An 18,238-nucleotide genomic window follows, 5' to 3' on the forward strand; every position below is an offset into this window, starting at 1 on the left:
CCCCCGCCTGTCCTTCGCCGTTCCCCCCGCCCGTGGCAAGGCCCCCCGGCACCTGGCCGACCTGGACCTGGCCGGCCGCAAGCAGGCTCTGCGGGAGGCCGGTCTGCCCGCCTTCCGCGCCGACCAGCTCTCACGCCACTACTTCACTCACTTCACCCGCGACGCCGCCGACATGACGGACCTTCCCGCCGCCCAGCGCGAGCAACTGTGCGCCGAACTGCTGCCCGACCTGATCCACGAGGTGCGTGCCCTGCGCGCCGACGGCGGCCGCACCATCAAGCACCTGTGGGAGCTTTACGACGGCGTGCGCGTGGAGTCGGTGCTCATGCGCTATCGGGACCGCACCACCCTGTGCGTCTCCTCCCAGGCCGGCTGCGGCATGGCCTGCCCCTTCTGCGCCACCGGCCAGATGGGGCTGACCCGGAACCTGTCCACCGGGGAGATCATCGAGCAGATTCGTCACGCCGCCGCCCTGTCCGAGGCCGGCGGTCTGGCCGGTGGCCCCGCCCGCCTGTCCAACGTCGTGTTCATGGGCATGGGCGAGCCGATGGTCAACTACAAGAACGTGGTGGCGGCCCTGCACCGAATCATCGACCCCGCCCCGGAGGGCTTCGGCCTGTCCGCCCGCGGCGTGACCGTCTCCACCGTGGGCCTGGTTCCGCTGATCCGCAAGCTCGCCGGTGAGGGCCTGCCGGTCACCCTGGCCGTCTCCCTGCACGCCCCCGACGACGAACTGCGCGACGCCCTCATTCCCGTCAACTCCAAGTGGAAGGTCGGCGAGCTGCTGGACGCCGCCCACGACTACTTCGAGGCCACAGGCCGGCGCGTCTCCATCGAGTACGCCCTGATCAAGGACATGAACGACCACGCCTGGCGCGCGCAGCTGCTGGCCGACGAGCTCAACCGCCGCGGCCACGGCTGGGCCCACGTGAATCCCATTCCCCTGAACCCCACCCCCGGCTCCATCTGGACCTGCTCCGAGCCGGAGGTACAGGACCGTTTCGTCGACACGCTCCGGCGTGCCGGCATCACCACCACGGTGCGAGACACTCGTGGCAGCGACATTGACGGCGCCTGCGGCCAGTTGGCCACCGAGGTGCTCAAGCAGGAAAGGGCGGCGCACACGCGATGAGCGACATGTTCCCCAGGGTCGGCATGCTTAAGCAGGGCTACCGCGTCGAGCAGGTGGACGGCTACTTCGAGACCGCCCACGAGATCTACGACGCCGGCGAACTGGCCGAGATGGACTCCGAGGGGGTGCGCACCGTCGCCTTCGACATCGTCCACGGCGGCTACCGGCCCGACGCCGTCGACGCCGCGCTGGACCGGCTCGAGGCCGCCTTCCTGCAGCGCCGCCGCGCCGAGTACGTGGCCACCAACGGCCGCAAGGCCTGGATGGACCAGGTGGCCCAGTTGGCCACCACCCTGTACCCGCGGCTGCTGCGCCCGGCCGGTGAGCGCTTCGCCCCCGCCGCCCGGCGGGGGTACGAAAAGGAGGCCGTCGACGCCCTCATGGACCGCATTGCCGCCTACTTCGACTCCGACGGCGCCCTGACCTCCACCCAGGTGCGTGCCGCCGTCTTCCCCGCCGCCCGCGGGGACAAGGCCTATGACGAGGCCAGCGTCGACCGCTTTCTCGCCCGGACCGTCGAGGTCCTGCTGTCGGTGGAGTAGGGCACACCATGACCGCAACCGCTTCGGGTGATCCCGCGCGCGCCGTCGTCCTGCTCGGCTCCACCGGTTCCATCGGCACCCAGGCCCTCGAGGTCATCGACCACCTGGCCGCCCACCCCTGCACCCCGGGTGAACCCGGCCGGGTCCCGGCGCCGCGCGTGTCCGGTTTGGCCGCCGGCGGCGGCCGCCTGGAACTGCTGGCCGAGCAGGCTGTCGCCCACCGCGTGCCCCGCCTGGCGGTGTCCGCCTCCGCCGGCGACGTCGTACCCCGGCTGCGCGCGGCCCTCGCCGACGCCGCCGCCCGTGCGGGCCGGCCCGACCCCGTCACCGCGATCCTCGCCGGCCCCGACGCCGCCACCGAGCTGATTCAGGCCGCCGGCGTGGGGGAGGGGGACGTGGTCCTCAACGGGATCACCGGCTCGGTCGGCCTGGCCCCCACCCTGGCCGCTCTGCGCTCCGGCGCCACCCTCGCGCTGGCCAACAAGGAGTCCCTGGTGGTTGGCGGTGCCCTGGTCAAGCGCGCCCTGCGCCGTCCCGGACAGGTCGTGCCCGTCGACTCCGAGCACTCGGCCATCGCCCAGGCCCTGCGCGCCGGCGTCCACGAGAAGGGGCTGACCAGCCCCGACGTCACCGGCCGCAGCGAAGTGCGGCGGCTGATCCTGACCGCCTCCGGCGGGCCCTTCCGCGGCCGTACCCGCGCCGAACTCGCGGGCGTCACCGCCGCCCAGGCCCTGAACCACCCCACCTGGGCGATGGGCCCCGTGGTCACCGTCAACTCCTCCACCCTGGTCAACAAGGGGCTGGAGCTGATCGAGGCGCACCTGCTGTTCGACGTCGACCCCGCCGACATTACCGTGGCCGTACACCCCCAGTCCGTGGTCCACTCCATGGTCGAGTTCATCGACGGCGCCACCATCGCCCAGGCCTCCCCGCCGGACATGCGCCTGCCGATCGCGTTGGGCCTGACCTGGCCGCACCGCCCCGACCTGGCCGGCCTGGTCCGGCCCCAGCCCTGGACCGATCCCACCGCCTGGACCTTCGAGCCGCTCGACGCCGATACCTTCCCGGCCGTGGACCTGGCCCGCGCCGCCGTGGCTGCCTCACCCACCCACCCGGCCGTCTTCAACGCCGCCAACGAGCAGGCCGTCGCCGCCTTCCTGGACGGGCGCCTGCGCTGGCTGGACATCGTCGCCATCGACGCCGCTGTGCTGGAGGCCCACACCGGGCACGCCGACCCCGGCCTCGATGACGTGCTGGCCGCCGACGCCTGGGCGCGCGCCCGCGCCGACGAGCTGATAGCCGCCCGTACCCGCTGACCAGGAGACCCCTTGAGCCACACCCTTGCCTACATCCTGGGCATCGTCGTCCTCATCATCGGCATCGGCCTGTCCGTCGCCCTGCACGAGTTGGGCCACATGCTGCCCGCCAAGCACTTCGGCGTGAAGGTACCCGAGTACTTCATCGGCTTCGGCCCCAAGCTGTGGTCCACCCGCCGCGGTGAGACCGAGTACGGCATCAAGGCCATCTGGCTGGGCGGCTACGTGCGCCTGCTGGGCATGCTGCCGCCCGCCCGCCCCGGCCACCCGGACAAGCCCGGCTCCATGGTCGCCGAGGCGCGCGCGGAGTCCCTGGACGAGCTCGGCCCCGACGAGCAGGACCGCGCCTTCTACCGCCTGAGCGTCCCGAAGAAGCTGCTGGTCATGGCCGGCGGCATCCTCACCAACCTCGCCCTGGGCGTCATCTGTCTGACCGTCGCCCTGGGGGTGATCGGGCAGCCCGCCTACACCGCCACCCTCGCGTCGGTGTCCGAATGCGTCTCCTCCGACATCGACGCCGGCGCCGCGTGCACCGACGCCGACCCCACCTCCCCGGCCGCCGCGGCCGGATTGCAGGTAGGCGACACGATCGTGTCCTGGGACGGTGATCCTACCGCCACCTGGGCCGAGGTGCAGGCGGCCATCGCCGCCTCCGGCACCGAGCCGGCCGACGTCGTCGTCGAGCGCGATGGGCAGGCGCTGACCCTGACCATCACGGCCGTGGAGGTGCCCCGCACCGTCTACGACGCCGAGGGCAACCCCGTCACCGACGCCTCCGGAGAGGTGATTACCGAGCCGCGCCCGTATGTGGGCATCGGCCCCTCGCTGGGAACGGTGCGCACCCCGGCCGGGGAGATCCCGCGGGTGGTGGGTGACGCAGTCGGACAGACCCTGAAGGCGATCGTGACCCTGCCGGCGGGCCTGTACCACGCCGTCGCCGCCGGACTGGGCCTGGAGGAGCGCAACGCCGAGGGCCTGGTCAGCCTGGTCGGGGTGGGGCGCATCGCCGGGGAGGTGTCCAGCGCCGGCACCGGCACGGATATGGGTCTGCCCTTCTCGGTGCGCCTGTTCTCCATGCTCAGCCTGCTCGGCTCGCTGAATCTGGCCCTGTTCGCCTTCAACCTCATTCCGCTGCTGCCGCTGGATGGCGGGCACGTCGCCGGCGCCTGCTGGGAGGGCATCCGTCGCCTGTGGGCCCGCGCTCACGGCAACCCCGATCCCGGCTACGCCGATACCGCCAGGATGCTGCCGGTCGGGCAGGTCGTCTTCTACCTGCTGATTCTCATGGCCGTGCTACTCATCTGGGTTGACATCGTCGCGCCCATTTGAGCGGTGGGCGGCGCGGGCTGCGGAAACGCCGCCCCGGGAGGCGAATCGCACCCCGGTGTGAGCCGGCCACCACGGCGACCGGGCCCGCCCGGTGCCATACTGTGAGGCGTGACAGAAGCGATCGCCCTAGGCATGCCAACCGTGCGTGAGGAGCCCCCGGTGCTGGCGCCCCGCAAGCCCACCCGCAAGATCCGCGTCGGTGACGTGGAGGTCGGGGGCGGAGCCCCCATCTCCGTGCAGTCGATGACCACCACCAAGACCCACGACGTGGGGGCGACCCTCCAGCAGATCGCGGAACTGACGGCGGCCGGCTGCGACATCGTGCGGGTCGCCTGCCCCACGGACAAGGACGCCGAGGCCCTGCCGATCATCGCCAAGCAGTCGCGCATCCCCGTCATCGCCGACATCCACTTCAACCCCAAGTACGTGTTCGCCGCCATCGAGGCCGGCTGCGGGGCCGTGCGCGTCAACCCCGGCAACATCCGCAAGTTCGACGACAAGGTCGCCGAAATCTGCAAGGCCGCCTCCGACCACGGCACCTCCCTGCGCATCGGCGTCAACGCCGGCTCCCTGGACCCGCGCCTGCTGAAGAAGTACGGCAAGGCCACCCCCGAGGCCCTGGTGGAGTCCGCCGTCTGGGAGGCCGGCCTGTTCGAGGAGTGCGGCTTCCACGACTTCAAGATCTCCGTGAAGCACCACGACGTGGTCACCATGGTGCAGGCCTACCAAATGCTCAGCGAGCGCGGCGACTGGCCGCTGCACCTGGGCGTGACCGAGGCCGGCCCGGCATTTCAGGGCACCATCAAGTCCTGTGCCGCCTTCGGCATCCTGCTGGCGCAGGGCATCGGCGACACCATCCGCGTGTCCCTGTCCGCCCCGCCCGTGGAGGAGGTCAAGGTCGGCACCAAGCTGCTGGAGTTCATGGGGCTGCGCGAACGCAAGCTGGAGATCGTCTCCTGCCCGTCGTGCGGGCGCGCCCAGGTGGACGTGTGGTCGCTGGCCGAATCCGTGGAGGAGGGGCTGAAGGACGTGTCCGCCCCGCTGCGCGTGGCCGTGATGGGCTGCGTCGTCAACGGCCCCGGTGAGGCCCGCGAGGCCGACCTCGGCTGCGCCTCGGGCAACGGCAAGGGCCAGATCTTCGTGCGCGGCAAGGTCATCAAGACGGTTCCCGAGGACCAGGTGGTGGACACGCTGCTGGAGCAGGCCCAGATCATGGCCGAGCAGATGCGCTCCGAGTTCGGCGAGGCGGCCCTGGCCGGCACCTCACCGAGTGTGGTCGCCAGCGTCTGAGCCCCGCCGTTATGCTCCGATTCCTGCAACCGCCCGCACCCGCGTGAACCTGTTCGGCCGCCGCCCGACGTCGCCGCTCACCCCGCTCGACCCGGCCCAATTGGACGGGCTGCTCGAGTTGTGCGCCCTCGACCCGGTTGCCGGCGTCGCCCTGGCGCACCAGGTGCTGCGCTGGCCCAGTTGGGCGCGCGGGGATGTGGTGGTAGCTGCCGACCCCTGGCGGCCCGTGGCCGGCGCCTGGGCCACCGGCTCACTCATGCCCTTCGGCCTGGCCGCCCGGCCGGAGTTGGGGCACCCGGGTGCTGGGGACGAGGTGGCCCGCGCGCTCGCGGACCACGCCTTCCGGCGCCTGACTCGCCGCGGCTCGGTGGCCGGACCGGTGGCGGACGTCGCCGCCGTGTGGGAGCACCTGGCGGCGGCCGGTATGCGCTCGCGGGAGGAGCGCTGGGAGCAGCCGCTGCTGGTGGCGCCGCGGGGGACGGGCGGCACGTTGGTGCCCGACGCCCTGGCACGGCGCCCGGAACTGGCCTGGGTGGCGGCGGGGGTGCATCGGGCGGCGCCGGCGGAGGAGGCGCTGGTGCTGCCGGCGAGCGTGGCCATGTTCACCGGCGAGCTCGGCTATGACCCGACCACCTCCGGCTCCTCCTATGCCCGGCATGTCGGCTGGCTGGTGGGTTCCGGCCGCAGCTATGTGCTGCTCGACGACGGCGCCGGCGGCCCCGTCGGGCCGGATGCGGTTGCCGGCGGGGGAGCCGCCGTGGCCTTCAAGGTCGACGTGGGCTCCCTGTGGCTGCGGCCGGGCGGATCGGTGGCGCAGTTGACCGGTGTGTGGACCCGCCCGGACCTGCGCGGGCGCGGCATCGGCTCGGTGGCGCTCGCGGCCGTGGTGGACGCGGTGCGCCGCGACCACGTGGGTGCCGACGGTGCGGTGAGCCTGTACGCGAACTCCTTCAACACCGCGGGCCTGGGTCTGTACCACGGTCTGGGCTTCAGACGCGTGGGCACCTTCGCCACCGTGCTGCTGTGAGGAAGAGCGCGCCTGTGCGTGTATCTTTGCCTCAGGAGTGTTGGCCTCATTGCTTGTGAGCGAGTCTGTTGGCGTCCCCCGATCTGTTCGACTCCTCCTGGTGCTGCAACATGCGCACTATTTCACGTAGTGACCGAGCGATGTTTACGAGCGTGCAGGTTCCAACAATGATACCGATGAAAACAACTATATCCTGGATGAGAGTCCAGTAGTCAACCCAAGTCGTCATGGCTCCTCGACACCCTCCTTTGTCCTGATTCCGTCAGTGCTCAGTAGTAGGACGACGTTGTGAGATGTGAACCGTACGATGTGACGTACATTCCCCTGGTGTGGGTTCCCGAACCGCCGTAACTAGCGAAGTCTCCGAGGACGAGAATTTTGTTCGAGGCGTCTCGCTGAGCGCGGAAGGAGCCACCGCCATAGGTCGCATCACCGCCTGCGCCCCAGAAATTAGTGATCCGTGACCCGTAGCTTGGCTAGATGCCGTATACTCCTGGTCGGTAGTGAAGGAGCCGTCGGCATAGATCTTGACGTGAATGATAGATGTGCCCGATGTTCTGTCCTCTGTAATGATGGGAGCGCTTCCCTCCTTGTCGGCGTCAAGCGTCTCGTCGTTCTTGACCTTGTCGATCGCGTACTGCTGCAGTTCGGATGGAACCCCGTATGAGGTCGTCAACCAGTCCCGCGGTGCTTGTTCATCGGTCATTGTAGCGGCCTGGCTCGGCGGCGCGAGCAGTGCCAGGCAGAATACGGCAATCAATGCGGCAATCTTGATGGGGGGCGCATGATGATCTCCTTCGACGTTGAAGTGGCGAGAAATACCCCACATATAGAGTATAGCATGCAACTGTCAACTGTGGGTATGGAATCGGTGAGTGGATGCGGGAAGACGTCGAGGTTGTGTTATATAGGTCGTTTGAGCCAGTGATCGATGCTGGCGATGTGGGTGGTGGCTCGGTAGCGTACGGCGAGTTTGTCGTACCTGGTGGCCATGGCCCGGTTCTGCTTGAGCTCGCCGAAGCAGCGCTCTACGGCGTTGCGGTCCTTCTGTTCTCACGCCACCCGTGATACCCCGAAGGCCTCCCCCTATCCCGCACACCACGCCGACTTGCACAACACGACCTAAAGCAACACGTTCACACCGATAATCGGGGCCCGGTGAGGCGTCGAGCGGCTTAGGCGCCGGGAATGACTCCGGGAATGAGCATGGTTGTGCTCTGACGGCGCTGTGCCAAGGGGCGATCGCAGGTGACCAGTAGCCCGCCATGGGAGTGGGCCAACTCAGCCAGGTATGTGTCCGTGACTTGTTTGTGCCCATGAACGTCATTCATGTCGATGTCCGCATACGATGCGTCGTCCGGCCAAAAGGCCCATCGTTCCAGCAAATGGAGATGGTTCAAGGCGGCTTGTGATGTCTTTATGGAGTAACCGCAGCGGACCATGTACCGGCAATAGGCCCCCTCGGTGATAGGGCTGAGCACGAACACCGCCTCATCCGGGCAGGACACCAGCCAGGCGCGAGCCGGATCGTGGTGTTCGTGCTCCGGAACCAGCAAAGCTATGAGGACATTGGCGTCCAAGAGATACGTAGTCATTCGGAATCCGCCAGAAAGGCATCAACATCTGCCGCGGTGACCCGATGTCCAACATGCATGACCGGAAGATTGGTCTCGGGATCGATCTCTAGGGGCGTCTCGGGTTCGAGTTGTTCTAAACCGCGACGCGTCAGATCCGCCACCAGCGAGGATATGGAAGTCTTCCTTTCCTCGGCGAGCCGTTTGATCTGGCTGTGTACGGCGGGTGGCAGATCGACGGTAGTGCGCATGACTGCATCATACAGTGATGTGTTATGAGTGCACCAGGTGTCTGGTGCACTCACAGCGGGCGTCGCCGTCACTCGGCATCCAGCAAGGAGCGTAGCTGCCGGGTGTATTCGGCGAAGGCCGCGCGGCCTCGAGGCGTGAGCGAGACATACGTGGCGGGCATGCGCCCGGAGAAGGTCTTGTTCTGCTCCACGTACCCCGCCTCCTCCAGCCGTGACAGGTGGGTGGACAGGTTGCCCGCCGTCATGCCCAGCAGCTGGCGCAGGCGGGGGAAGACCAGGGCGTCTCCCTGGGGGACCGCGGCCAGGGTGGCCATGATCCGCAGGCGGGACTGGGCGTGAATGACCGGGTCGAGCGGTTCGCTGGTGCTGGGCATCGTCAGCCCTGCACGGCTGCGCTCTGACGGCGGCCGAGAAGCGCCGTCGTGATCCCTGCCGCCAAGAGGCCACCTCCGCCGGCCAGGGCCATGATGGCCCACAGCGCGTGTCCGCCGACGACGGTGGCCGCTGTGGTGACTACCAGTATCCAGCCGCCGGTGACGGCCAGCGAGGTCTCCTCCCAGATGGCGGCTCCGGCGAGGAACAGCACTCCGACCACCAGGCACGGCAGGGCGTTGGCGACGATTGAACCCACATTCGCCGCCTGGGCGGTCCCCAGTTCGTTGAGGAATGCTCCCAGCCTTGCGGTGGTGGTGAAGGCCAGGATCATGCCGCCCGCCCAGGCCAGTCCGTACAGCATGCCGATCCAGGAGGTGCGGCCGCGCAGTCCGCGTGAGCGTCGGGCGATGTATACGCAGGTGAAGACGGCGGCGGCCGCCAGGCAGCCCATGAAGGCCAGCCAGGAATTGCGGGGGAGTTCATAATCGCCGCCCACGCTGAGACCGCAGACGCCGTACCCGATCAGCCAGGCCAGGCCCCAGGCGAGGTAGAGCGGGGCGGAGTAGACCTCCATGTGCCGTAGGTAGGCGGTTTGCTGCTCGCTGATGGTGGCGAGTGCGGCGGCGGGCTCGAGTCCGCCGTCTGCGTTGTTGGGGGAAACCGGTGTCGGGTCCATGACTGCTCCTTAAGTAGAACAAAGTGGTTGGCCACGCAAACCGCTGCTTTAAGTGTACACGAACTAGTTTGTGACGCAAACCCATGATGCTCGGTCTGTTTTCATCGGTTGCGGCGCTCGTCGGGTGCGGCTCCGCCTCGACGCGGGCCGTGGCCGCACTTGGCCTCGGCCGGTTGACTCCCGTGGCGGCGGGTCTTCGACTTGGCCCCGCGCCGTCAGCACGTAAGATCGGCCCCGTGCTTCAGACCATGTCCAAGGCCTTCATCCGAACCCTGCGCGAGGACCCCGCCGACGCGGAGGTAGACAGCCACAAGCTGCTGGTGCGCGCCGGCTACATCCGCCGTACCGCCCCGGGCGTCTACACCTGGTTGCCGCTCGGCCTGCGCACCCTGCGCAAGATCGAGGCGATCGTCCGCGAGGAGATGGACGCCATCTCCCAGGAGGTGCTCTTCCCGGCACTGCTGCCCGCGGAGCCCTACAAGGCCACCGGCCGCTGGGACGACTACGGGCCCACCCTGTTCAAGCTGACCGACCGCAAGGACGCGGACTACCTGCTGGCACCCACGCACGAGGAGATGTTCACCCTCCTGGTCAAGGACCTGTACTCCTCGTACAAGGACCTGCCGGTGTCCATCTACCAGATCCAGACGAAGTACCGTGACGAGGCCCGCCCGCGCGCCGGTGTCATCCGCGGCCGCGAGTTCGTCATGAAGGACTCCTACTCCTTCGACATCGACGACGCCGGCCTGGAGGCCTCCTACCAGGCGCACCGCGCCGTCTACCAGCGCATCTTCAAGCGGCTGGGCCTGGAGTACGTGATCGTCAACGCCATGAGCGGTGCCATGGGCGGCTCCCACTCCGAGGAGTTTCTGCATCCCTCGCCCATCGGTGAGGACACCTTCGTGCGTACCGACGGCGGCTACGCGGCCAACGCGGAGGCGGTTACCACGCCGGTGCCCGCGGACGTGGACGCCTCCGGGGTCGGTCCCGCCCGTGAGATAGATACGCCCGACACCCCGACTATCGAAACCCTGGTCGACTTCGTCAATGCTGAACACCCACGCGCCGACGGGCGCGCCTGGACCGCCGCGGACACGCTCAAGAACGTCGTCGTCGCCCTGACTCACCCCGGCGGTGAGCGCGAGTTGCTGGTCGTGGGCATTCCCGGGGACCGCGACGTCGACATGCGGCGCCTGGAGGCCGCCGTCGCCCCCGCCGAGGTGGAGATGGCCACCGACGCCGACTTCGCCGCCCACCCCGAGCTGGTGCGCGGCTACATCGGCCCCGCCGTCATCGGCCCCAATTCGCCGAAGCGCCGCGTGGAGCGGGACGCGGATGGCAATGAGGTGCTCACCGGCTCGGTGCGCTACCTGCTGGACCCGCGGGTGGTGCCCGGCACCGCCTGGGTCACCGGTGCCAACGCCCCCCAGCGGCACGTGCTCGACCTGGTGGCCGGCCGCGACTTCACCGCCGACGGCACCATCGAGGCCGCCGAGGTGCGTGAGGGCGACCCCGCCCCCGACGGCTCCGGCCCCCTGCACCTGGCCCGCGGCATCGAGCTCGGGCACATCTTCGCCCTGGGACGCAAGTACGCGCGCGCCCTGGACCTGACCGTGCTGGATGAGAACGGCAAGTCCCGCATCGTCACCATGGGCTCCTACGGCATCGGCGTCACCCGCGCCCTGGCGGCCCTGGCCGAGTCCAACCACGACGAGCAGGGCCTGGCCTGGCCCATCCAGGTGGCCCCCTACCAGGTGCAGGTCCTGGCCACCGGCAAGGACGACGCCGTCTTCGAGGCCGCCGCATCCCTCGCCGCCGCGCTGGACGGGGCCGGGGTGGAGGTCCTGTACGACGACCGCCGCAGGGTCAGCGCCGGCGTGAAGTTCAAGGACGCTGAGCTGCTCGGCATGCCCTTCATCGTGGTGGTCGGGCGCGACCTGGCCAAGAACGGCACCGTGGAGATCCGCGACCGCCGCAGCGGCGAGCGGGTTTCCGTGCCGGTGGCGCAGGCCGCCGACCGCGTGCGCGAACTGGTGCAGGCGGCGCTGGCCGGGGACGATGCCGCCTGCCCATAGCGGGGCGATCCGCCCGCCGCGCCCGCTGTCCGATTGGACTCTGACGGCGAACTTGCGCGGCTATCAGGTGGACATGCTGCGCGCCGTGGATCCCGTCGACGGCGCGCGTCTGCACCTGGTGGCGCCACCGGGATCCGGCAAGACACTGATTGGCCTGGCCCTCGCGCGCGCCAACGGGCGGCGGGCTCTCGTACTGACCCCCACCACCCTGATCCGTCAGCAGTGGTGTGAGCAGGCCAGGGGGCACTTACGCGACGTCGACGGCCGCCCGCCACGCGTGCGCGACCATGTGAGCGACGGCGAAGATGCATCCCAAGACGACTACGGCTCCACGGTCCCCGCAGACCTGACGGTACTGACCTACCAGTCCCTGGCCGTGGTCGACACCGCCGCGCCCTGGCGGGCGGCCGCTCGAGAGCGCTGGCTCGAGGAACTCGCTGACTCCGGACAGGCTCCGGGCGGCGCCGAGGCGTGGCTGGAGGACCTGGCCGCGAAGAACCCTGCGGCCTACCGCTCCGGCATCTCCCGTCGAGCCTCCGCCGTTCGCGCCTCGCTGGCCTCGCTGGACGCCGATCACCTGGCCTCCCTGCTGCATCCGACGGCCCGGGCTCGGATCGACGCGCTGGTGAAGGCGGGCGTGGCCACCGTCGTCGTCGATGAATGTCATCATCTGCGCGCCCACTGGGCGGCCGTCATCCATTACCTGCTGGCCCGTCTCGACTCGGTCGGCGCCCGTCCCACCCTTATCGGGCTCACCGCCACGCTCCCGTCTGTGGAGGATCGTTCCCGCAGCCGGTACCAAGCGCTGCTGGGCGAGGTCGACTACGAGATCCCGGTTCCCGCCGTAGTTCGTGCCGGCTGTCTCGCACCGAGCCGCAGCCTGGTGTGCTTCACCCTCCCGGATCAACAGGAACGGGCATTCCTGGCGGACGCCGGTGCCGAGTTGGACCATCGCCTCGATGAGCTCCTGCTGGCCCCGGACGGTGTGGACTTCCTGGTGCACACCGTGGCGCCTCCCGTGGACGATCTGCCCGAGCCGACGGCCACCGACGACGACGCCCTCACCGTCCGCCTGGTAGCCGGCTTTGACGCCGATCCGCAGGCCGCCATCGCGGCCGGAGCACTGCTGCGCGACCGCCTGGGCGAATATGTCCCCACCGAGCAGACGACGGCGCTGGTGCCTCTCCTGCCGGCCACCCGCGTGCTGGACGTGGTCGAGAACCTGGAACTGCTCGGCCGGTACGCGTTGACCCGGCTGCTGCCCGTCCCGGGGCGCCGCCGTCAGTGGCAGGATGTCAAGGAGCTATTGGCCGGGTACGGCTACCGGCTAACCGACTCCGGACTGCGTCCCGGCCGCTCGCCACAGGACGCGATATGCGCGGCATCCAGGGCGAAGGATGTAGCCGTCGTGGACATCCTGCACGCCGAACACGCTTGCCTCGGGGACAGGCTGCGCGCCGTGGTGGTCACCGATGCGGCCGAGCGCTCGGCCGCCCACCGCGCTCTGGACGTCCTCGGACCGCCCACCGGCTCGGAGGAACGGGCCTCACGCGGCGGTGCATTGCGCTGTTACATGACGATCCTGGCCGACGCCCTGGTGCGTGAACTGCACCCCGTGCTTCTGACCGGCCGACACTTGCAACTCGCCTCGGCCGACCACGAGCTGCTCGACCGTTTGCGTGCCGACACCGGATTGGAACTGCCCGCAATCGACGACGGCTGGACTCTGCGCGTGCAGGGCGTGGGTGCTGGCACCGCTCGACTCGTGCGCGCCGTGAGCACGCTGATGGACCGGGGAGCCGTGCAGCTCGTCGTCGGCACCCGCGGCCTGTTGGGGGAGGGGTGGGACTGCCCGGCCGTCAACACCCTGATCGACTTGACCACCGTGACCACCGCCACTTCCGTTCAGCAGCTGCGCGGGCGCACGCTGCGGCTCGACTCCGCCTGGCCCGACAAGACCGCCCACAACTGGTCCGTCACCTGCCTGCTGCCCCGCCGGGCGGGAGCGGGCCCCGGAGGCGACCTGGACCGGCTCCGGCGACGCCACGAATACCTGTGGAGTGCCGTCCCCGATCCTGAGGCCGGTACCGCCGCCATTCGCACCGGGCTGGACGCCGCCCTGGAACCGCACCAGCGCCGCCTGCTCGGCGCCGTCGCGGGCGGCGCAGATGCCGACATTGTCTGTGCCCTCAATGCCGCGACGGTGCTCGGCCCCCGCGAGTGGGAGCGACGTGCCTGGAGCGCCCCGCCGTCCGCCATCGTCGCAGAGGAGCGCGTTTCGGCACTCGAGAGCCTGGGCGAGGAGGCGCAGACGGTGGTACTGACCGCCGAGGACGGGTTGCTACGGCGCGGCGATCCCGCCGAGCTGTGGTACGGCGCAGCGTGTAGCGTCCTGGCCGGACTCATCGCCGCCGGTCGCATTGACGCCGATGCCGGTATCGGGGCCCTCAGCCTGACGGAGGCCGGCGCGTCGCGCATCGCCTTCACCGGCGGGGCCGCCGCCGACCGCAGACTGGCAGCGGACACCCTCGTCGAACTGGTATCCGCACCGAAGCACCGTCCACGGTTCGTGCTCGAGGTGCCCCGCTGGACCCTGCGCGTGACCACCCCGCCCGGGAGGCTGCGACGACTGCTCGCCCGCGGCCTGGACGCCCTGGACCGGGTACGTGGACGCGACCGCCTGTACCTGGCGGTACCGCGCACCCTGGGGCGATCCCGACGGGTGGTCACGGCCTTCGTCGAGTCCTGGAGTTTGCAGACCGGTCCTTGTCGCCTGCGCCTGGTGCGTGAAGAGGGGGACCTGCACGCCCTGGTCGCGGCGCGGGGACCACTGGGCGCCGGCGAACTGGTGCATGCCGTGCGTGAACGCGCCTGGATCGATGCTCCGCCCCCTCAGGCGGAGTAGCCGGGCAGCGGGTCGTCCGCGGCGGCGCCCCACGCGCGGGCACGCTCCGCCGCATACAGGGCCGCGTCGATCGCCGCCTCGGTGGCCTCGCCGCCCGCCGGGGCGACCTGCGCCAGTTCCGTCTCCTCCACCCGCAGCCACGCCTGCCGCGCCCAAGTGACGTCCAGGGAGGTGGCGGAGTCCGCCGCCTGCGTCGGGGCGGCGTAGGCCGCCAGCCGCGTGTCCTCCCCGCCCAGCGCCAGCGACGCGCTGATGACCGCCTTGGTGTAGGCCACGTCCGCCTCGGCACGGGTGCGGGCCTCGTCACTCGAACGCGCGGCCACCTCCTCCAGCGCATAGCGGGTCGCGTCGTAGGCGGCCAGCAGCACGCCGGGCAGCGCCTCGGCCAGGGCCGAGGCGTCACGGCCGCTCACTTCCACCGCATCCTCATTGAGCGTGCGCGCCTGAAGCGACCACGCCACCGCCAGGGCGGCGTACAGCCGTGCCGTCGCGGCATCCTCGCAGGCGGCCGCCGCCGCACGCGCCTGCCCCAGCCCGTCGGTCAGGGCGGAGACCAGGTCGTCGACGTCGGCATCCGCGGCGGCCGACGGCGCAGGGGAGACCGTCTCATAGGTGGTGGGCACCGGCGTCGCCCACGGGTCCCACACCCCGCCCAGGGCCTCCAACTGGGTCCGAGCCGCCACGGCGATCGCGTCCGCCTGGGCGGACTGCTGCCCGCCCGAGCGGGCGACCACGTCCGCCGTAGAGCCGATCAGCGTCGTCTGTCGGGCCAGCGCGTCCCGCACCGCCTCCTGAGCGGGCACCGTCGGCAGCGAGGCGGGCGAACCTTCACCCAGGCGCACCCCACAGGCGGCGGTCGCGGCCACCGCCGCCGCCAGCGCTCCCGCCCGGCGCAGCAGCACCCGGCGGGGTAGCGCGCCCACCGGAGCCGACCCGGGCCGGTGTGAACCGCCGGCGCGGGCGGCACGGCATGCGGCAGGCTCTGGGGAGGGCGCGGCGGAATCGGTGGCGGGCGTCGGTGTCACGTGGTCATCCTCGCATGGGCGGGTAGCATGGTGGCGATCAACCGATCCGACTTGAAGAACTCAGACACAATCCGCCCCCACCGGGCCCATTACGGGAGGAACCTCCATATGACCGACGCGTCCGCCCGGAGCCAGGAGCAAAGCCTGCACCAGCTACTCGCCCCCGTCGTCGAGCAGACCGGGCTCTTCCTGGAGGACGTGCGCCTGGCGCGGGCCGGCAAGTACACCACGCTGCGCGTGGTCGTAGACCTTCTCGACGGCCCCGGCGACCTCGACCTGGACACCCTCGGCGAGGCCACCCGCGCGATCTCCGACGCCGTCGACGCCGCCGACCCGGTCGCAGGCCAGTACACGTTGGAGGTGTCGACCCCCGGCGCCGAGCGGGAACTGCACACGCCCCGCCACTTCCGCCGCGCCGTCGGCCACCGCGCGGTAGTCACCACCGCCGAGGAACAGACCCTGGAGGGCGAGGTCACCGCCGTCGACGCCGACACCGTCACCCTCACCGTCGACGACTCGCCCCGCACCATCACCATCGCGCTCGCGGACATCCCCACCGCCCGTATGGTCGTGAGCATGTAAGCGGCCCCCAGCCCCGCCCCGGCGCCCCGCCCGGACCCAGCCGGCGACGCCGACCGCACCTAGACGAGACAAAGGAATTAGGAATCATGGACATCAACATGCCGGAGCTGCGCGGCGCAGCCGACGAGCTGGGCATCGACCTGGACAATCTGCTGCCCGCCATTGAGGACGCCATCCTGGGCGCATACAGCAAGGTCCCCGGCGCCATCCGCGGCGCCCACGTGGAGATCGACCGCAAGACCGGGCACATGACCGTACTCGCCCCGGAGGTCGACGAGAACGACGAGCCCACCGGCGAGTACTTCGACGACACCCCCGACGACTTCGGCCGCATCGCCCAGGCCACCGCCCGCTCGGTGATCGTGCAGCGCATCCAGGACCGGCGCGACTTCGAGGTCCTGGGCGCCTTCAAGGACAAGGCCGGCGAGCTCATCTCCGGAACCGTCGAGCAGGGCCGCGACCCGCGCCTGGTCTACGTGCGCCTGGACGACGAGCACGAGGGCATCATGCCGCCGCACGAGCAGGTGCCCGGTGAGCACTACCGGCACGGCGACCGCATCCGCGCCTACGTCACCGAGGTGTCCCGTGGGCCCAAGGGCGCCCAGATCATCCTCTCGCGCACCCACCCGGGCATGGTGCGGGGACTGTTCGAGCGCGAGGTCCCGGAGATCGCCTCCGGTGACGTGCAGATCGTCTCGGTCGCCCGCGAGGCCGGGCACCGCACCAAGGTCGCGGTCAGCGCGCGGGTGCGCGGCGTGAACGCCAAGGGCGCCTGCATCGGCCCGATGGGGCAGCGAGTGCGTGCGGTCATGGCCGAGCTGGGCGGGGAGAAGATCGACATCGTCGACTACTCCGAGGACCCGGCCCGCTTCGTCGCCAACGCCCTGTCGCCCGCGCGCGTCTCCTCCGTCACCGTGCTCGACGCCGAGGAGCGCTCCGCCCGCGCCATCGTCCCCGACTTCCAGCTGTCGCTGGCGATCGGCAAGGAGGGGCAGAACGCCCGCCTGGCGGCCCGGCTGACGGGCTGGAAGATCGACATTCACGCCGACACCGAGTCCGGTGAGGTGACTCCCGGCCACGACTCCCGTGCCGACGACGTGACTGGTCCCTCAGCGCCCGGCGCTGAGGACTGACGCCCAACCCGGTTACACTTGCTTTCGGCCTGCCTACGGGCAAGCGTCGGGCCCCGGCTCGGCGCTCCGCGGCGGGCAGTCGACAGCGAGCGGAAGGACGCGGCCAGCCGGTGGTCAAAACCCCCCACGTGCCCGAACGCACCTGTATCGGCTGCCGCGGCAAGGCCCCCAGGGCGCAGTTGCTGCGCCTGACCCTGACGGACAGTGGCGAGCTGGCCGTCGACGCCCGGGCAGTCCTGCCCGGACGCGGCGCCTGGATCCACCCGGACCCGGAATGCGTCAATCTCGCTGAGCGCAGGCGCGCCTTTGCGCGTGCCCTGCGCATGAGCGGGTCACCCGATGTGGCCCCCGTGCGCGACTGGATCGGCCTTCACGGGGCGGATCACGGCCGCGCGCACACGCCGTCCCCGACCGGGGTCGGCACGACCGATAGCAAAGGCGGGTAGGAAGCTGATGGGCACCCGATGAGTACCCGGCGATGAGCTGCCTCTACTAGCACCCACCCTGTTCGGGGTGGGGAACCGGACAGGAGAAAAGTGGCAAAACCACGCGTTCATGAGCTCGCGAAGGAGCTCGACCCCACTGGCAAGAAGATCACCTCCAAGGTGATTCTGGCCTGGCTCAAGGATCAGGGAGAGTTCGTCAAGGCGGCGTCCTCCACCGTTGAGCCCCCCGTTGCGCGCCGGGTCCGCGAGCATTTCGCCGCGCAGAGCGGCGAGTCCAAGACCCCCAAGCCGGCCGCCCCCAAGGGGGCTGCGTCGGCACCCAAGCCGGCGGCGCCCAAGCCGACCGGCCCGAAGCCGTCGGGGGCCGCCCCGAAGCCGGCCGCCGACGCGCCCAAGCCGGCTGCGACGTCGGCCGCGCCGACACCGAAGCAGGCCACCTCCGCGCCCAAGCCCGCGGCGCCCAAGCCCGCGCATCCGGCTCCTGGGCCCCGGCCGGCGCACCCGACGTCGACCCCGGGCACCGAGGGGACTGCCCACCCGGCCGCGCCGACGCCGGGCCC

At 70.3% G+C, this 18,238-nt stretch carries 18 protein-coding genes; 12 read left to right on the forward strand and 6 right to left on the reverse strand.

Translation table 11 applies throughout. The features are described 5' to 3' along the window. From rlmN to BN1056_RS08985, 6 genes are all read left to right on the forward strand, one after another. Positions 1-1,132 (forward strand): dual-specificity RNA methyltransferase RlmN (rlmN, locus tag BN1056_RS08960; RefSeq protein ID WP_210580490.1); only part of this gene is annotated, 1,132 nt, incomplete at its 5' end. After that, entirely contained in the window at positions 1,129-1,674 is a 546-nt protein-coding gene (locus BN1056_RS08965; protein ID WP_073332945.1) for a DivIVA domain-containing protein, read from the forward strand. The genes rlmN and BN1056_RS08965, both read left to right, overlap by 4 nt. Positions 1,675-1,682: 8 nt before the next feature. Beyond that, positions 1,683-2,990 carry a 1-deoxy-D-xylulose-5-phosphate reductoisomerase gene (gene dxr, locus BN1056_RS08970; RefSeq protein WP_210580492.1) on the forward strand — a complete coding sequence of 436 codons (1,308 nt, stop codon included), beginning with the start codon at positions 1,683-1,685 and terminating at the stop codon, positions 2,988-2,990. A 12-nt stretch (positions 2,991-3,002) separates the two neighbouring features. Beyond that, entirely contained in the window at positions 3,003-4,319 is a 1,317-nt protein-coding gene (locus BN1056_RS08975; protein WP_210580494.1) for a M50 family metallopeptidase, read from the forward strand. Between the two features lie 108 nt (positions 4,320-4,427). Next, a complete protein-coding gene (ispG, locus tag BN1056_RS08980; protein ID WP_073332953.1) occupies positions 4,428-5,609 on the forward strand; it encodes a flavodoxin-dependent (E)-4-hydroxy-3-methylbut-2-enyl-diphosphate synthase in 1,182 nt (393 codons plus the stop codon). A gap of 43 nt (positions 5,610-5,652) precedes the next feature. Next, positions 5,653-6,636 carry a GNAT family N-acetyltransferase gene (locus BN1056_RS08985; protein ID WP_210580496.1) on the forward strand — a complete coding sequence of 328 codons (984 nt, stop codon included), beginning with the start codon at positions 5,653-5,655 and terminating at the stop codon, positions 6,634-6,636. Positions 6,637-6,898: 262 nt separating this feature from the next. Here BN1056_RS08985 and BN1056_RS08990 read toward each other — a convergent pair whose 3' ends face one another. From BN1056_RS08990 to BN1056_RS09015, 5 genes are all read right to left on the reverse strand, one after another. Then, positions 6,899-7,465, reverse strand: a complete 567-nt coding sequence (locus BN1056_RS08990) for a hypothetical protein (RefSeq protein ID WP_210580499.1) — start codon at positions 7,463-7,465, stop codon at positions 6,899-6,901. Between the two features lie 346 nt (positions 7,466-7,811). Continuing rightward, entirely contained in the window at positions 7,812-8,231 is a 420-nt protein-coding gene (locus tag BN1056_RS09000) for a TA system VapC family ribonuclease toxin (RefSeq protein ID WP_210580501.1), read from the reverse strand. Then, complete coding sequence (locus BN1056_RS09005; protein WP_108967754.1) at positions 8,228-8,461, reverse strand: ribbon-helix-helix domain-containing protein; 234 nt, start codon at positions 8,459-8,461, stop codon at positions 8,228-8,230. Before BN1056_RS09005 ends, BN1056_RS09000 begins: the two co-directional genes overlap by 4 nt. A 68-nt stretch (positions 8,462-8,529) precedes the next feature. Beyond that, positions 8,530-8,835: a winged helix-turn-helix domain-containing protein gene (locus BN1056_RS09010; RefSeq protein WP_210580503.1), complete on the reverse strand. Its 306-nt coding sequence runs from the start codon at positions 8,833-8,835 to the stop codon at positions 8,530-8,532. A gap of 2 nt (positions 8,836-8,837) precedes the next feature. Further along, a complete protein-coding gene (locus BN1056_RS09015; RefSeq protein ID WP_210580505.1) occupies positions 8,838-9,512 on the reverse strand; it encodes a hypothetical protein in 675 nt (224 codons plus the stop codon). 236 nt (positions 9,513-9,748) lie between these two features. Here BN1056_RS09015 and BN1056_RS09020 point away from each other — a divergent pair, with 236 nt between their 5' ends. Beyond that, positions 9,749-11,587, forward strand: coding sequence for a proline--tRNA ligase (locus BN1056_RS09020; RefSeq protein ID WP_210580507.1), 1,839 nt, complete (start codon positions 9,749-9,751; stop codon positions 11,585-11,587). A 52-nt stretch (positions 11,588-11,639) separates the two neighbouring features. Then, entirely contained in the window at positions 11,640-14,492 is a 2,853-nt protein-coding gene (locus tag BN1056_RS09025) for a DEAD/DEAH box helicase family protein (RefSeq protein ID WP_244671609.1), read from the forward strand. On the opposite strand, the gene BN1056_RS09030 is transcribed toward BN1056_RS09025, so the two are convergent. Further along, a complete protein-coding gene (locus tag BN1056_RS09030; protein WP_210580511.1) occupies positions 14,480-15,517 on the reverse strand; it encodes a hypothetical protein in 1,038 nt (345 codons plus the stop codon). The two genes, BN1056_RS09025 and BN1056_RS09030, sit on opposite strands and share 13 nt — an antisense overlap. A gap of 108 nt (positions 15,518-15,625) precedes the next feature. Here BN1056_RS09030 and BN1056_RS09035 point away from each other — a divergent pair, with 108 nt between their 5' ends. From BN1056_RS09035 to BN1056_RS09050, 4 genes are all read left to right on the forward strand, one after another. Continuing rightward, entirely contained in the window at positions 15,626-16,099 is a 474-nt protein-coding gene (locus BN1056_RS09035; RefSeq protein WP_210580512.1) for a ribosome maturation factor RimP, read from the forward strand. An 86-nt stretch (positions 16,100-16,185) separates the two neighbouring features. Continuing rightward, positions 16,186-17,232 (forward strand): transcription termination factor NusA, encoded by a 1,047-nt coding sequence (gene nusA / locus BN1056_RS09040; protein WP_108967737.1) that lies wholly within the window; start codon positions 16,186-16,188, stop codon positions 17,230-17,232. A 128-nt stretch (positions 17,233-17,360) separates the two neighbouring features. Then, positions 17,361-17,678: a YlxR family protein gene (locus tag BN1056_RS09045; protein WP_244671610.1), complete on the forward strand. Its 318-nt coding sequence runs from the start codon at positions 17,361-17,363 to the stop codon at positions 17,676-17,678. Between the two features lie 90 nt (positions 17,679-17,768). Continuing rightward, positions 17,769-18,238 (forward strand): translation initiation factor IF-2 N-terminal domain-containing protein (locus BN1056_RS09050; protein WP_210580516.1); only part of this gene is annotated, 470 nt, incomplete at its 3' end.

The organism is Actinomyces succiniciruminis, from assembly GCF_900002405.1.
Lineage (GTDB): Bacteria > Actinomycetota > Actinomycetes > Actinomycetales > Actinomycetaceae > Actinomyces > Actinomyces succiniciruminis.

Coding starts and splice junctions, on each gene's coding strand:
- BN1056_RS08965 (WP_073332945.1), top strand. CDS start 1,129: ATGAGCGACATGTTCCCCAGGGTCGGCATGCTTAAGCAGGGCTACCGC.
- nusA (WP_108967737.1), top strand. CDS start 16,186: ATGGACATCAACATGCCGGAGCTGCGCGGCGCAGCCGACGAGCTGGGC.
- BN1056_RS09035 (WP_210580512.1), top strand. CDS start 15,626: ATGACCGACGCGTCCGCCCGGAGCCAGGAGCAAAGCCTGCACCAGCTA.
- BN1056_RS08990 (WP_210580499.1), bottom strand. CDS start 7,465: ATGTGGGGTATTTCTCGCCACTTCAACGTCGAAGGAGATCATCATGCG.
- dxr (WP_210580492.1), top strand. CDS start 1,683: ATGACCGCAACCGCTTCGGGTGATCCCGCGCGCGCCGTCGTCCTGCTC.
- BN1056_RS09005 (WP_108967754.1), bottom strand. CDS start 8,461: ATGCGCACTACCGTCGATCTGCCACCCGCCGTACACAGCCAGATCAAA.
- BN1056_RS09010 (WP_210580503.1), bottom strand. CDS start 8,835: ATGCCCAGCACCAGCGAACCGCTCGACCCGGTCATTCACGCCCAGTCC.
- BN1056_RS09015 (WP_210580505.1), bottom strand. CDS start 9,512: ATGGACCCGACACCGGTTTCCCCCAACAACGCAGACGGCGGACTCGAG.
- BN1056_RS09000 (WP_210580501.1), bottom strand. CDS start 8,231: ATGACTACGTATCTCTTGGACGCCAATGTCCTCATAGCTTTGCTGGTT.